This window comes from Streptomyces goshikiensis (assembly GCF_014650555.1).
GTDB classification, from domain to species: domain Bacteria; phylum Actinomycetota; class Actinomycetes; order Streptomycetales; family Streptomycetaceae; genus Streptomyces; species Streptomyces goshikiensis.
The window spans coordinates 1-13,172 of record NZ_BMVE01000017.1 but is presented as its reverse complement, the minus strand read 5'-3'; the positions used below and the strand labels follow the sequence as shown (position 1 = coordinate 13,172).

At 73.3% G+C, this 13,172-nt stretch carries 12 protein-coding genes; 5 read left to right on the top strand and 7 right to left on the bottom strand.

What is annotated here, in order from left to right; translation table 11 throughout:
• The first annotated feature begins 1 nt into the window (after position 1).
• Together IE248_RS32835 and IE248_RS32830 are read left to right on the top strand one after the other, a co-directional pair.
• Positions 2 to 412 (top strand): DUF742 domain-containing protein, encoded by a 411-nt coding sequence (locus IE248_RS32835; protein WP_073780702.1) that lies wholly within the window; start codon positions 2 to 4, stop codon positions 410 to 412.
• The gene (locus IE248_RS32830; RefSeq protein ID WP_190032605.1) at positions 393 to 1,019 is read left to right on the top strand and encodes a GTP-binding protein; all 627 of its coding nucleotides are present in this window, start codon (positions 393 to 395) and stop codon (positions 1,017 to 1,019) included. The genes IE248_RS32835 and IE248_RS32830 overlap by 20 nt, the downstream gene beginning before the upstream one ends.
• Positions 1,020 to 1,227: 208 nt before the next feature.
• Here IE248_RS32830 and IE248_RS32825 read toward each other — a convergent pair whose 3' ends face one another.
• The 4 genes from IE248_RS32825 to IE248_RS32810 form a co-directional block, all read right to left on the bottom strand.
• Positions 1,228 to 2,418, bottom strand: a complete 1,191-nt coding sequence (locus tag IE248_RS32825; RefSeq protein WP_073797517.1) for a lipid-transfer protein — start codon at positions 2,416 to 2,418, stop codon at positions 1,228 to 1,230.
• The gene (locus IE248_RS32820) at positions 2,415 to 2,888 is read right to left on the bottom strand and encodes a Zn-ribbon domain-containing OB-fold protein (RefSeq protein WP_229895708.1); all 474 of its coding nucleotides are present in this window, start codon (positions 2,886 to 2,888) and stop codon (positions 2,415 to 2,417) included. The genes IE248_RS32825 and IE248_RS32820 overlap by 4 nt, the downstream gene beginning before the upstream one ends.
• Before the next feature lie 105 nt (positions 2,889 to 2,993).
• Positions 2,994 to 3,332, bottom strand: a complete 339-nt coding sequence (locus tag IE248_RS32815) for an Mpo1-like protein (protein ID WP_073797520.1) — start codon at positions 3,330 to 3,332, stop codon at positions 2,994 to 2,996.
• A gap of 14 nt (positions 3,333 to 3,346) precedes the next feature.
• Entirely contained in the window at positions 3,347 to 4,018 is a 672-nt protein-coding gene (locus IE248_RS32810; RefSeq protein ID WP_229895707.1) for a M15 family metallopeptidase, read from the bottom strand.
• Positions 4,019 to 4,047: 29 nt separating this feature from the next.
• Between IE248_RS32810 and IE248_RS32805 the strand changes: the two genes are divergently transcribed.
• Complete coding sequence (locus IE248_RS32805) at positions 4,048 to 4,569, top strand: NUDIX domain-containing protein (protein ID WP_100582465.1); 522 nt, start codon at positions 4,048 to 4,050, stop codon at positions 4,567 to 4,569.
• Positions 4,570 to 4,796: 227 nt separating this feature from the next.
• Here the strand turns inward: IE248_RS32805 and IE248_RS32800 are convergent, their stop codons facing one another.
• Positions 4,797 to 7,250 (bottom strand): glycoside hydrolase family 31 protein, encoded by a 2,454-nt coding sequence (locus tag IE248_RS32800; protein ID WP_190032603.1) that lies wholly within the window; start codon positions 7,248 to 7,250, stop codon positions 4,797 to 4,799.
• A 211-nt stretch (positions 7,251 to 7,461) separates the two neighbouring features.
• Here IE248_RS32800 and IE248_RS32795 point away from each other — a divergent pair, with 211 nt between their 5' ends.
• Together IE248_RS32795 and IE248_RS32790 are read left to right on the top strand one after the other, a co-directional pair.
• Entirely contained in the window at positions 7,462 to 9,444 is a 1,983-nt protein-coding gene (locus IE248_RS32795) for an acetoacetate--CoA ligase (protein ID WP_073797526.1), read from the top strand.
• Positions 9,445 to 9,507: 63 nt separating this feature from the next.
• Entirely contained in the window at positions 9,508 to 10,470 is a 963-nt protein-coding gene (locus IE248_RS32790) for a DUF8829 domain-containing protein (protein ID WP_073797527.1), read from the top strand.
• Positions 10,471 to 10,548: 78 nt separating this feature from the next.
• Here IE248_RS32790 and ptsP read toward each other — a convergent pair whose 3' ends face one another.
• Together ptsP and IE248_RS32780 are read right to left on the bottom strand one after the other, a co-directional pair.
• Positions 10,549 to 12,219: a phosphoenolpyruvate--protein phosphotransferase gene (gene ptsP / locus IE248_RS32785; RefSeq protein WP_008742845.1), complete on the bottom strand. Its 1,671-nt coding sequence runs from the start codon at positions 12,217 to 12,219 to the stop codon at positions 10,549 to 10,551.
• A gap of 75 nt (positions 12,220 to 12,294) precedes the next feature.
• Positions 12,295 to 12,744, bottom strand: a complete 450-nt coding sequence (locus IE248_RS32780) for a PTS sugar transporter subunit IIA (protein ID WP_008742846.1) — start codon at positions 12,742 to 12,744, stop codon at positions 12,295 to 12,297.
• Positions 12,745 to 13,172 lie beyond the last annotated feature (428 nt).

The following is a 13,172-nucleotide window of genomic DNA, read 5'->3' as shown; positions in this document are numbered from 1 at the left end:
CATGAGCGATTCAGGCCAGGACCGCCCCACCCCAGCCCACCCGCACTGGTTCGACGACGAGGCGGGCCCCGTGGTCCGTCCGTACGCGATGACCCGCGGCCGGACCAGCCACCCGGGCCAGCACCGGCTCGACCTGATCGCGCTCGTCGTCGCCGAAACGGCGGCCGACGACCCGGTCTGGGACATGACCCTGTCCCCGGAACACGCCCACATCCTGGGGCTGTGCCGGGGACGCCCCCAGTCGGTCGCGGAACTCGCGGTCGAGCTCGACCTCGCGATCGGGGTGGTCCGAGTCCTGATCGGAGACCTCGTCGACGAAGAACTGGTCCATGTGACCCGGCCGGTACCGCCGGCCGAACTGCCCGATGAATCCATTTTGCGTGAGGTGATCGATGGCCTTCGGGCGCTCTAGCCGCACCGGCGCGATGCATGCCGTGTCGCCGGTCGAGCCGCTGACCCTGAAGATCCTGGTCGCGGGCGGCTTCGGGGTGGGAAAGACCACCCTGGTCAGTGCGGTGAGTGAGATCAGACCGCTGCGGACCGAGGAACTCCTCTCGGAACCCGGCATAGGAATCGACGACACCGGGGGAGTGGAGGGCAAGAACACCACGACCGTGGCCATGGACTTCGGGCGCATCACGCTGCGCGAGGACCTGGTGCTGTACCTGTTCGGCACGCCCGGCCAGGACCGGTTCTGGTTCCTGTGGGACGAGCTGTCCCAGGGCTCGCTCGGCGCGGTCGTCCTCGCCGACACCCGCCGCCTCGCCGACTGCTTCGCCGCCATCGACTACTTCGAGCGGCGACAGCTCCCCTTCGTGGTCGCGGTCAACTGCTTCGACGGCGCCGACCACCATCCGGTGGTGACCGTACGGGAGGCCCTGGACCTCGACCCCGAGGTGCCGGTGCTGCTGTGCGACGCGCGCGACCGGGAGTCCGTCAAGGACGTGCTGGTGGGGGTCGTGGAACACGCGATGTCCCTGGCGCGGGCCCGCAGACAGAGCCTGACGGCGGGCACCTGACCGCCCGGCACGGAGGCGGCCCGTACCCCCGCCGACTGGGGTACGGGCCGCTGCTCTCATGGGGGGATCGAGGCTCTCGCCGGCGGCGCGAGACTGTGGGGAGAGTGTGAACCCGCCACCAGGGGCCGTCAAGCATTCGCGCGGCACGCCCGGCCGGGAGATTTCCGGCAGGGCGCCCCGGCCACCCCGGCCGGGCTTCTGAGCTGCCCTAACGGACGGCGATCACGGCCGAGCCGTGCCCGAACAGCCCCTGGTTCGCGGTGATCCCGGCCCGGGCCCCCGGAACCTGCCGCTCCGCGGCCGTTCCGCGCAACTGCCAGGTCAGCTCGCAGACCTGGGCGATCGCCTGCGCCGGCACCGCCTCCCCGAACGAGGCCAGCCCGCCGCTGGTGTTGACGGGCACCCGCCCGCCGAGCGCGGTCGCCCCCTCCCGCAAGAGCTTCGCGCCCTCGCCCTCGGCGCACAGCCCGATGTCCTCGTACCACTCCAGTTCCAGGGCCGTGGACAGGTCGTAGACCTCCGCGAGCGAGAGGTCGTCCGGGCCGAGACCGGCCTCCTCGTAGGCGGCGCGGGCGATCGACGCCCGGAACGAGCCGGCCGCCGGCCGCACCGCCGTCACCGAGTCGGTGGCGATGTCCGGCAGGTCCAGCACCGTCCGCGGATACGTCGGCGTGACGGTCGACACCGCCCGGATCCGCACCGGATCGGTCACCCCCCGGGCCCGCGCGAAGTCCATGCTGCTCAGCACCAGCGCCGCGCCCCCGTCGGAGGTCGCGCAGATGTCCAGCAGCCGCAGCGGGTCGGCGACCACGGCCGAGGCGGCCACCTCCTGCGCGGTCACCGGCTTGCGGTAGCGGGCGTTCGGGTTGAGCGCCCCGGCCGCCGCGTTCTTCACCTTCACCTGGGCGAAGTCCTCGGCGGTGTCCCCGTACAGGGCCATCCGGCGCCGCGCGTACAGCGCGAAGTACGCCGGGTTGGTGGCCCCCAGCACGCGGAACCGCAGCCAGTCCGGGTCATCCGGCCGGTCCCCGCCCGCCGGGGCGAAGAACCCCTTGGGCGCCGCGTCCGCACCCACCACGAGGACGACGTCGGCCAGCCCGCCCAGGATCTGCGCCCGCGCCGCGCCGATCGCCTGGGCGCCCGAGGCGCAGGCCGCGTACACGCTGGTCACCCGCGCGCCCTGCCAGCCGAGCGCCTGGGCGAAGGTCGCGCCGGCGACGTAGCCGGGATAGCCCGAGCGCACGGTGTCGGCGCCGACGATGGATCCGACGTCGGTCCAGTCGAGCCCGGCGTCGGCGAGGGCGGCCCGGGCCGCGGCCCGCCCGTACGTGACGAAACTCCGGCCCCACTTGCCCCAGGGGTGCATCCCGGCTCCGAGGACGGCGATGTCGGCGGTCACGGCCGCGCCTCCCCGTCGGCCCCGTCCCCGCCGTCCCCGCCGGCCACGTCGGTCACGGGCCGGAACCGCCAGGTGGTCCAGGTCGTCTCGGTGGTCTCGTCCAGCACGCCGCCCACCACCTCGACCTCCATCCCGATGGCCAGGTCGGCGACGCCCACCCCGGGCACCGCCTGCCCCAGCACCACCATCCCCTCGGCCTCCAGCTCCACCGCGACCAGCGTGTACGGCTCCCAGGGCACCTCCGGGTCCGACACGTAGGGGGCGGGCGGCCGGTAGCGCCCGTCGGTGTAGGACCAGACCCGCCCGCGCGGGGACAGCGGGACCTCGGCGAGCTCACCGTCACCCGCGCAGTGCGGATTGCGGCAGTACGCGTCCTCGCGCGGGAAGAACACCGCGGCGCAGGCCGAGCAGCGGGTGCCGAGCAGCCGGAACCCGCCCTCCGCGCCGCTGTCGCCGAACCACCCGCTCACGACGGGCGTACGTGTACGTGTGCGTTCCAAAACCCCTCCCGGAGGCAGCGCGAGGCATCACGATCTGACGAATCGTCAGAAGTCTGCCACGGGAGGGTCGCCGGGTCACCGGTTCTCGGTGAGCCACTTCTCCGCGATCACGGCCAGCTCCCCGTCCCGCCCGGCCAGCATCATCCGGATCATCCGCGCGTCCCCGCGCAGCGACCACACCGGATGCCCGAACGTGGCCGGATTGTTCCCCTCTATCAGGAAATGAGCCGGCCAAGCGGTCCCGTACCCGATCAGCGGCAGGGCCGCGAGATAGCGCTTCCGGCCGCGCGCCAGCCCGTAGGCCGTCACGGCGAGCCCGGTCAGCGACCCGGTGAGGTGCACCCAGCGGGTGGCGGAGCGGGAGTGCATGGCGACGTAGTAGGGCCAGAATTCCTCGTACGAACGGAAAGTCATGCCGGGCACGGTACTCAGGGGCGGACGGCCCCGACAGACACCGGGAAGTCGAAATAGCGGTCCGGGAAGGCCTCGGGCCGGTACGTGAAGTGCCACCACTCCTCGGGCAGGTTCACGAAACCCTGCCGCCCCAGCACCCCCGTCAGCCGCCGCCGGTTCTCCCGCGCCACCGCACCCACCCGCGGATCGTCCGTGTGCGAGAGCGGATCGAAGAAGTCGAACGGGGTCCCCATGTCCAGCTCCCGGCGCGCGGGCAGCCGTACGAGCGTCACATCGAGGGTGCTGCCCCGGCTGTGCCCCGACCGCTCGGCGATGTACCCGTCGGGGATCAGCCGGCTCTTCGCCACCCCCGGATAGAACTCCGCCTTGGTCGACTGGTCCGCCTCGTCCCGGGCCCACCGCACGAACCGGTCCACCGCGCGCTGCGGCCGGTAGCAGTCGTACACCTTCAGCGCGTACCCGCTGCGCAACAGCTCCCTCTGCGCCCGCCGCAGCGCCTCGGCGGCCGGGCGGGCGAGGAGGCACACCGGCTCCTCGTAACCCGGCACCCGCGCGCCGGTGAAGTTGTGCGCACCCGCGTACCGCACGTCCTGCCCGATGGTGGGATCCACCTCCGCCAGCGCCACGAACCCGGGCGCCGCCGACCCGGCGACCAGCCCCGCCAGCAGGGTCACAACAGCCAGCATCCTCATACCCCTTGGCATACCATCGCCGCATGCCGGCACAGCTGAGGGACTCGCACTGCTCCACCTGCGGAGCCCCGTTCGACACGTCCACCTGGCCCCGGACCTGCCCCGCGTGCGGCGCCGTCCACTACCGCAACCCGCTCCCCGTCGCCGTCACCCTCCTCCCGGTCCGGGACGAGGACGGCACCGGGCTGGTGGTCATCACCCGTACGACGGAACCCGCGCTCGGCGGCATCGCCCTGCCCGGCGGGTTCATGGAATGCGGCGAGGACTGGCGCGAGGCCGTGGTCCGCGAACTGCGCGAGGAGACCGGCATCGAGGCCCCGGCCTCGGAGGTCGTCCTCGCCGACGCCATGAGCTCCCCGGCCGGTCACCTGCTGCTCTTCGGCCTCCTCCCGCCCCGCCCGGCCGCAGCCCTCCCGCCGTCCGTCGCGACCGATGAAACGACGGGCTGGCACATCCTCCGCGGCCCGGCGGACCTGGCCTTCCCCCTCCACACCCGCGCCGCGACCGCCTGGTTCGAGGGGAGCTACACCCCCGCCGGCCGCTGACGCCGGCCCGCGGCGCCCACGCCGTCCACAAGGCACCGCCGCCACCCCGGTCGGTCCCGTCCCGGCTCCCGTCCCGGCCCCGGTCTCGGCTCCGCCCCAGCCTTGGCTCCGCTCCGGCTCCGCCCCGGTCCCGCCCCGGGCCCGGTCCCGCCCTGGCCTCGGGGCCACTGCCCGGGGGCTGATGGCTCCCGTCGCCCCGCCCCGCCCCGCCGCCGCGGCGCCCGCGTTCAGAGCCCGCGCACGGTGACGTCCTCCGCCGGGGCTCCGGCCTCCGTTTCCACCAGCACCGCGTCACCGGCCCACCGCACCGCGTACCGCTCGACCTCGCCCGCCCCGAACCCCGGCCCCGGATCCCGGATGACCACCCCGCCGCCCGTCCGCCCCCGGGCCGGGGCCCACACCTCCAGCCCCACCCCGCCGCCGGAACGCACCGGCAGCACCGAGCCGGCCCGCGCCAGCACCGGGATCCGCCCCCGGGGCGCGTCCAGCAGCACCTGGCCCGGCCCCTCGTACGCCACCTCCGTCACCGTGTCGTACCACCGCCCACGCGGCAGCCGGATCGCCCGCCGGTCCGCGCCGCACTCCAGCACCGGGGCCACCAACAGCGCGTCCCCCAGCAGGAACGCGTCCTCGCAGTCCCGCAGCGCCCGGTCCTCCGGAGCCCCCCACCACAGCGGCCGCACGTACGGCGCCCCCGTCCGCCGCGCCAGATGCGCCAGCGTCACGAAGTACGGCCGCAGCCGCTCCCGCTCCGCCAGCACCGCCCGCGCGTGCTCCGCCACCTCCGGACCGAACTCCCACGGCTCCCGCCGCCCCGCCCAGATCGCCGAGTGCGTCCGGAACAACGGCAGGTACGAACCCAGTTGCAGCCACCGCAGGTACAGCTCCGGCGACGGGGACCCGCCGAAACCGCCGACGTCCGGGCCCGAGTACGGCACCCCGCACAGACCCAGCCCCAGCACCAGCGCGAGCGAGGCCCGCAGCCCCTCCCAGCCCGTCTCCACGTCCCCCGACCACGTTCCCCCGTACCTCTGCATCCCCGCCCACCCCGACCGCGAGAACAGGAACGGCCGCTCGTCCGGGCGCAGCCGCACCAGCCCCTCCCAGCCCGCCCGCGCCATCCCGAGCGCGTACACGTTGTGCGCGGCCCGGTGGTCCCCGCCCGCCCCCTCCAGCGCGTGCCGCGCCGAACGGGGCAGCGTCGCGTCCCCGAACGGGGCGAAGGACACCGGCTCGTTCATGTCGTGCCACACCCCGGAGAACCCGCGCGCGAGCCGCTCCCCGTACAGCCCGCCCCACCACTCCCGTACCGCCGGATCCGTGAAGTCCGGGTACGCGCACTCCCCGGGCCACACCTCGCCCCGTACCTCCCGGCCCCGCGCGTCCCGTACGAACGCCCCCTGCGCGCCGACCTCCAGCCCCGCCGCGTGCAGCGGGTCACCCGCCTTCACCGCCGGGTCGACGATCGAGACGAGCCGCACCCCCTGCCCCCGCAACTCCTCCGCGAGACCCGGCAGATCGGGGAACTTCTCCTCGTCCACCGTGAACACCCGGTGCCCGTCGTAGTGGTCGATGTCCAGGTGCACGGCCGACAGCGCGAGCCCGCGCTCCCGGTAGCCGGACACCACCCGGCGCACCTCCGCCGCGCTCCCGAACCCCCACCGCGCGTGCTGGTAGCCCAGCGCCCACTCCGGCGGCACCGTGGCCGCGCCCGTCAGACCCGACCAGCCCTGCAGCACCCGCGCCGGTGTCCCCACCAGCACCCAGCACCGCAACGGGCCGCCCTCCATCCGCAGTTCGCTCGTCCCCGGCCGGTCCGGCCCGGAGCCCGCGCCCTCCTCGCCCTCGCGCAGCACCACCCGCCCGTCCCAGGTGTTGTCGTGGAACACCAGGTGCGTTCCCGCGTCCGCGACCACCATCTGCACCGGCATCGTGATGTACAGCGGATCGTCCCCCGGCCCGAAACCGCCCTTCGGGTCCGTGTTCCACAGCCGGTACGCGCCGTCCCGCAGCCGGGGCCCCGCGGCGCGGCCGCCGAGCCCGAAGAACCGTGCGTCGGCCGGCACCTCGGCCCGCGACAACCACCGCGCCTCACGCCCCCCGGCCCCCTCGCCCCCGCCGGCCCCGGCCCGGCTGCCTCCGGCCGCCCCGGCCCGGTCGCCCGAGTCGGCCCCGGCCGGCCCACCGGCCGAGTCCGTCTCCGTCTCCGGATCCGGACCCACCGGCTCCCACCAGCGCGGCGGCAGCTCCCGGCGCAGCACCGTCCCGCCCGGAGTCCGTACCTCCACCGCCCCGAGCCGGGACACCGCGACCGTCACCCGCTCCGACACCACCCGCCAGCCGCCCCCGGTGTCCGCCTCCAGCGCCGCGCGCGGATCCGGCTCGGGCCCGCCGCCCGTCACGGCGTACGAGGGCGTCGGCTCCGCCCCGTCCCAGCTCCAGAACACCGCCCCGCCCACGGTCACCCGTACCAGCAGCTCGGAGCGCGCGAACCGCAGCACGCCCCCGCCCGGACGCGGCTCCGTCCCCGTCAGCGGCCCCGGGACCCGCGCCCGCTCCGCGCCCCGGCGCGGGAGCGCCACCGCGTCCGCACGCCGGTGGCGCCAGGCCGAGCGCCAGGCGCCCCGCCCCCGCGCCGTACCGAGCTCCGCCACCGCACGCACCAGATCACGACCGTCCATGCCGCTCACCCTGCCACCGGCCCCCGCCCGAGCGGGCCGCGTTCAACTTCCGTTCACCGACAAATGGATCAAGAGTGACCGCCCCCGACAGCTCTGGTGCGGATGTCGATCACATGGCATCGTCCCTGTGAGCCGCCACGCGCACACCCACCGCGCGATGGCACCGTACGCACACGAAGCGCGAGCCGCAGACTTGACCGGGAGCCGACCCATGACCTCAGCCAGCACGCCGCAGCCCCTCTGGTCCCCCGGCCCCGACCGGATCGCCGCGGCCCGGATCACGGCCTTCCAGGCCTGGGCCGCCGAACGCTTCGGCGCCCCTGCGGCCGGCGGCTACCCGGCCCTGCACCGCTGGTCCGTCGACGAGCTCGACACCTTCTGGCAGGCCGTCGCCGAATGGTTCGACGTCCGCTTCACCACCCCGTACGAGTCCGTCCTCGCCGACCGCGCCATGCCGGGCGCCCGCTGGTTCACCGGCGCCACCCTCAACTACGCCGAGCACGCCCTGCGCGCCGCCGAGGACCCGGCCCGCGCCGACGAGGCCGCCCTCCTCCACGTCGACGAGACCCACGAGGCCGTCCCCGTCACCTGGGCCGAGCTCCGCCGCCAGGTCGGCGCGCTCTCCGCCGAACTGCGCGCCCTCGGCGTACGCCCCGGCGACCGGGTGAGCGGCTACCTCCCCAACATCCCCGAGGCCGTCACCGCCCTCCTCGCCACCGCCGCCGTCGGCGCGGTCTGGACCTCCTGCGCCCCCGACTTCGGCGCCCGCAGCGTCCTGGACCGCTTCCAGCAGGTCGAGCCCGTCGTCCTGTTCACCGTCGACGGCTACCGCTACGGCGGCAAGGAGCACGACCGCCGCGACACCGTCGCCGAGCTGCGCGCCGAGCTGCCCTCGCTGCGCGCCGTCGTCCACATCCCGCTGCTGGGCACCGACGCCCCCGAGGGCACCCTGGCCTGGTCGGAGCTGACCGCCGCGGCCACCGAGCCCGTCTTCGAGGCCGTCCCCTTCGACCACCCCCTCTGGGTCCTCTACTCCTCCGGTACGACCGGCCTCCCCAAGGCCATCGTCCAGTCCCAGGGCGGCATCCTCCTCGAACACCTCAAGCAGCTCGGCCTGCACTGCGACCTCGGCCCCGAGGACCGGTTCTTCTGGTACACCTCCACCGGCTGGATGATGTGGAACTTCCTCGTCTCCGGCCTGCTCACCGGCACCACGGTCGTCCTCTACGACGGCAGCCCCGGCTACCCCGACACCGGCGCCCAGTGGCGGATCGCCGAACGGACGAAGGCCACCCTCTACGGGACCTCCGCCGCGTACGTGATGGCCTGCCGCAAGGCGGAGGTCCACCCCGGCCGGGACTTCGACCTCTCCTCCGTGAAGTGCGTGGCCACCACCGGCTCCCCGCTGCCGCCCGACGGCTTCCGCTGGCTGCACGACGAGGTCGCCGAAGACCTCTGGATCGCCTCCGTCAGTGGTGGCACCGACGTCTGCAGCTGCTTCGCCGGCGCCGTCCCCACCCTTCCCGTCCACATCGGCGAGCTCCAGGCCGCCTGCCTCGGCACGGACCTCCAGGCCTGGGACCCGTCCGGCAAGCCGCTCGTCGGCGAGGTCGGCGAACTCGTCGTCACCAACCCCATGCCGTCCATGCCGATCCACTTCTGGAACGACCCCGACGGCAGCCGCTACCGCGACAGCTACTTCGAGATGTTCCCCGGCGCCTGGCGGCACGGGGACTGGATCACCATCACGGACCACGGCTCGGTCGTCATCCACGGCCGCTCCGACTCCACCCTCAACCGCCAGGGCGTCCGGATGGGCTCGGCCGACATCTACGAGGCCGTCGAACGCCTCCCCGAGATCAAGGAATCCCTGGTCATCGGCCTGGAGGAGCCGAACGGCGGCTACTGGATGCCGCTCTTCGTCCACCTCGCCCCCGGAGCCACCCTCGACGACGACCTCCGCGCCCGGGTCAAGACGACCATCCGGGAGCAGCTGTCCCCGCGCCACGTCCCCGACGAGATCATCGAGGTCCCGGCCATCCCGCACACCCTCACCGGCAAGCGGATCGAAGTCCCGGTCAAGCGCCTCCTCCAGGGCACGCCCCTGGCCAAGGCGGTCAACGCGGGCTCGGTCGACAACATCGACCTGCTGCCCTTCTACGAGGAGCTCGGCCGCACCCGCGCCCAGGGCTGAGGCCACTGTCAGTGGGCATGGTTACTGTGAGTGAGCAAGTGATTGCGCCACTCAGGGGGAGCCATGCCACCGACCGACAAGACCACGCACGAGACACCGCAGCAGCAGGGCCGGCCCGGCGGCCGGAGCGGTAAGAGGAGCGGCGGCGCCGGCCGCAGCAGCGGGCGCCGCACCCTGCGCCGCGAAGCCCCCAGCACCGTCGGCCTCCTGGCCGACGCCGGGGACTTCGCGGCCATGCGCGACTACCGCAGCTTCACCTTCGAGGACCACCAGGACTACCTCCGCCAGGTCGACGGACTGCTCCGGTCCCTCGCCGCCCAGGGCATCCACACCACCGTCGCCCTCTTCGACCCCGAGGAGTACGCCGTGTTCTGCCGGGAACACGGCCTCGACCCGGACACCGCCCACAACCGCACCCGCTTCACCGCCGAGCTCGCCGGCAGCAGCGGAGGGCTGGCCTACACCGGCCAGCCCATCGAGGAACTCGTCCCGCTCCTCCTCGACGAAGCCGTCCGCCAGACCATGTGGGAGTACGCGAGCACGCTCCTGGCCGCCGTCGGCAGCTGCGCCGACTGCGGCGAGGACATCGGCCACGCCTCCTTCGAGCGCGCCGCCGACGCGCTAAAACGCCTGGTGGCCGGCGCCGGCCCCGGCCACCACCACCTGGTGTGCAGCATCCCGACCGAAGAGGAACAGCTCGTCGCCGTCCTCCACGCCGACGCCGTCACCGACGATCCCGACGCCCCACCACGCATCGAGGGCCGCGACGGCCTCGACTTCGTGACCGTACTCGCCGCCGGCATCGCCCTGGGCGGCCCCGGGGGACTGGTGCTCCGCAGCACGGCCGAAGGCCGCGACCGGGTCCACGGCTGGCGCCTGGACCGCGGCCGGCTGGTCCCCCTCTCCGCTGCGTCCGTGTTCAACGCCTACTGCACGGACGCCGACACCGGAGACCCCGTCGCCCCCGAACCGGGCGTCGAATACTGCCCCGGCTACGAGGTGGACGAACCACACCCGCACCACTGAGCGAGGGAGCCCGCTGAAAACGGCCGAGGGGCCCTCGCCACCGGCGAAGGCCCCTCGACAACACACCAATCCGTCCTGCTACTCGCCGGACAGCACCGCCTGCGCGGCCACCCGGGCCTCTTCGGCGCTGTCCGCGGCGCGCGCGGCGGCAGCCGCGCGCTCGCACTGCGCGAGCGTGTGCTTGGCCAGCGTCGCCCGTACATAAGGAATGGACGCGGCACCCATCGACAGAGAGGTGACACCCAGACCGGTCAGCACACAGGCGAGCAGCGGATCCGAAGCGGCCTCGCCACACACGCCACAGCTCTTGCCCTCCGCCCTGGCGGCATCCGCCGACATGGCGATCAGGTCGAGCAGCGCCGGCTGCCACGGATCCTGCAGCCGCGACACCGCACCGACCTGACGGTCGGCGGCGAAGGCATACTGCGCCAGGTCATTGGTACCCAGCGACAGGAACTCGACCTCCTGGAGGATCGAGCGCGCCCGCAGCGCGGCGGAGGGGATCTCCACCATCGCGCCGAACTTCGCCCGCAGCCCGGCCTCGCGGCAGGCGTCCGCGAACGCCTTCGCGTCGGCCCGGTCGGCCACCATCGGGGCCATGACCTCCAGATAGACCGGCAGACCCTCGGCGGCCTTCGCCAGCGCGGTCAGCTGCGTGCGCAGCACGTCCGGGTGATCCAGCAGCGAGCGCAGACCGCGAACGCCCAGCGCCGGGTTCGGCTCGTCGGCCGGCGTCAGGAAGTCCAGCGGCTTGTCCGCACCGGCGTCCAGCACACGGACGACGACACGACCCTGGGGGAAGGCTTCGAGCACCTTGCGGTACGACTCGACCTGCTTCTCCTCGGAGGGCGCCTTCTTGCTGTCGTCCAGGAACAGGAACTCGGTGCGGAACAGGCCCACACCCTCGGCCCCCGCCTCCACGGCCGCCGGCACGTCCGCCGGACCGCCGACGTTGGCGAGCAGCGGCACCTTGTGCCCGTCGGAGGTGGCACCCGGACCGGACGAAGCGGCCAGAGCGGCCTTGCGCTCCGCGGCCGCCGCCTCCAGCTCGGCCCGCTTCTCGGCCGACGGGTCAACGAACAGGTCGCCCGTGCTGCCGTCCACCGCGATCAGAGTGCCCTCGGCGATCTCGCCCGCACCCGGCAGCGCCACGATGGCCGGTACGCCCAGCGCCCGCGCGAGGATCGCGCTGTGGCTGGTCGGCCCGCCCTCCTCGGTCACGAAGCCGAGCACCAGCGCCGGGTCCAGCAGAGCCGTGTCGGCGGGGGCGAGATCCCGCGCGATCAGTACGTACGGCTCGTCGCTGTCCGGCACACCCGGCATCGGCACGCCCAGCAGGCGCGCCACGATCCGGTTGCGCACGTCGTCCAGGTCGGCCACCCGGCCGGCCATGTACTCGCCGGCCCCCGCGAGCAGCTCGCGGTAGGCGGCGAACGCGTCGTACACGCCGCGCTCGGCGGTGCTGCCGACCGCGATGCGGCGGTCGACGTCCGCGATGAGCTCGGGGTCCTCGGCGATCATGGCCTGAGCCTCAAGCACGTGCTGGGCCTCGCCGCCGGCCAGCTGGCCGCGCGCGATCAGGTCGGCCGCGACCGCGCTGACGGCCTGACGGGCGCGCCCCTGCTCGCGCTCCGCCTCCGCCGCGGCGATCTGCTTGGCCGGCGGTTCGAGAACCGCCGTGCCCATGTGCCGGACCTCGCCGATCGCCACACCGTGGCTCACGCCGACGCCTCGCAGCGTTGTCTCCATTTCACCCGTCTCCGATAGAGCGGCGAGCCCAGCCGCCGCGGTGGTCGTCCGGCCCGCCTGTGCGGGCGGACAAGGTCAGTGCCAGCCGAAGAGGGCGTCGTCGGTCTTCACGTCTCCGGACTCGACGACGTCGGAGAGGGAGTCCGCGGTGGCCTCCAGCGCCACGACGGGGCAGATCGCAGACTTGCCGGCCGCTTCGACAGCCTGCGGGTTCCAGCGGATGACGGCCTGACCACGGGTCACGGTGTCGCCCTTGTTGACGAGGAGCTCGAAGCCCTCGCCGTTGAGCTGGACCGTGTCGATCCCGAGGTGCGTGAGCACGCCGTGCCCCTGGCTGTCGACGACCACGTACGCGTGCGGGTGAAGGGAGACGACCACACCGTCGACGGGGGCCACCGCCTCCGAAGGCTCACGGACGGGGTCGATAGCGGTGCCCGGTCCCACCATCGCGCCGGAGAAGACCGGATCGGGCACTGCCGCGAGTCCGATCGCACGCCCGGCAAGTGGGGACGTCACGCTGGTCATGGGGGCCTCCCAGGGGGTGGGGCTTCTTCATGTCACCGTCACAATCTGTCCTGGACGGCATACTTTCAGAAGGGTAAGTCATTAGATGTCCCGGTTCCGCCCGAAGTGCACCTCTCGTACGAGGTCACGACGCGCTCCCGCGACACAGTAGTGGACTAGACCATACGCCTGAATCGATTTGCTTGGGCACCGGCAGGCCTGTACTGTCGAGTCTCCCGCCAGGACGCACCGCGTGAACACCTCGCGAACTGCCGATGGACGGGACTCCTCCTCTTAAGTGCCGATCTTGATCTCGACTTCTGCCTGCCTGTCTGCCATTCGGCAAAACGGCGAGTGGTCAGAGCGAAGGAAAAGCACTGATAGAGTCGGAACCGCCGGAAAGGGAAAACGCGAAAGCGAATCACCTGGAAAGCGAGCGGGACTGACTC

Coding starts and splice junctions, on each gene's coding strand:
- IE248_RS32780 (WP_008742846.1), bottom strand. CDS start 12,744: ATGACCAGCGTGACGTCCCCACTTGCCGGGCGTGCGATCGGACTCGCG.
- IE248_RS32800 (WP_190032603.1), bottom strand. CDS start 7,250: ATGGACGGTCGTGATCTGGTGCGTGCGGTGGCGGAGCTCGGTACGGCG.
- IE248_RS32805 (WP_100582465.1), top strand. CDS start 4,048: ATGCCGGCACAGCTGAGGGACTCGCACTGCTCCACCTGCGGAGCCCCG.
- IE248_RS32790 (WP_073797527.1), top strand. CDS start 9,508: ATGCCACCGACCGACAAGACCACGCACGAGACACCGCAGCAGCAGGGC.
- ptsP (WP_008742845.1), bottom strand. CDS start 12,219: ATGGAGACAACGCTGCGAGGCGTCGGCGTGAGCCACGGTGTGGCGATC.
- IE248_RS32810 (WP_229895707.1), bottom strand. CDS start 4,018: ATGCTGGCTGTTGTGACCCTGCTGGCGGGGCTGGTCGCCGGGTCGGCG.
- IE248_RS32830 (WP_190032605.1), top strand. CDS start 393: ATGGCCTTCGGGCGCTCTAGCCGCACCGGCGCGATGCATGCCGTGTCG.
- IE248_RS32815 (WP_073797520.1), bottom strand. CDS start 3,332: ATGACTTTCCGTTCGTACGAGGAATTCTGGCCCTACTACGTCGCCATG.
- IE248_RS32835 (WP_073780702.1), top strand. CDS start 2: ATGAGCGATTCAGGCCAGGACCGCCCCACCCCAGCCCACCCGCACTGG.
- IE248_RS32795 (WP_073797526.1), top strand. CDS start 7,462: ATGACCTCAGCCAGCACGCCGCAGCCCCTCTGGTCCCCCGGCCCCGAC.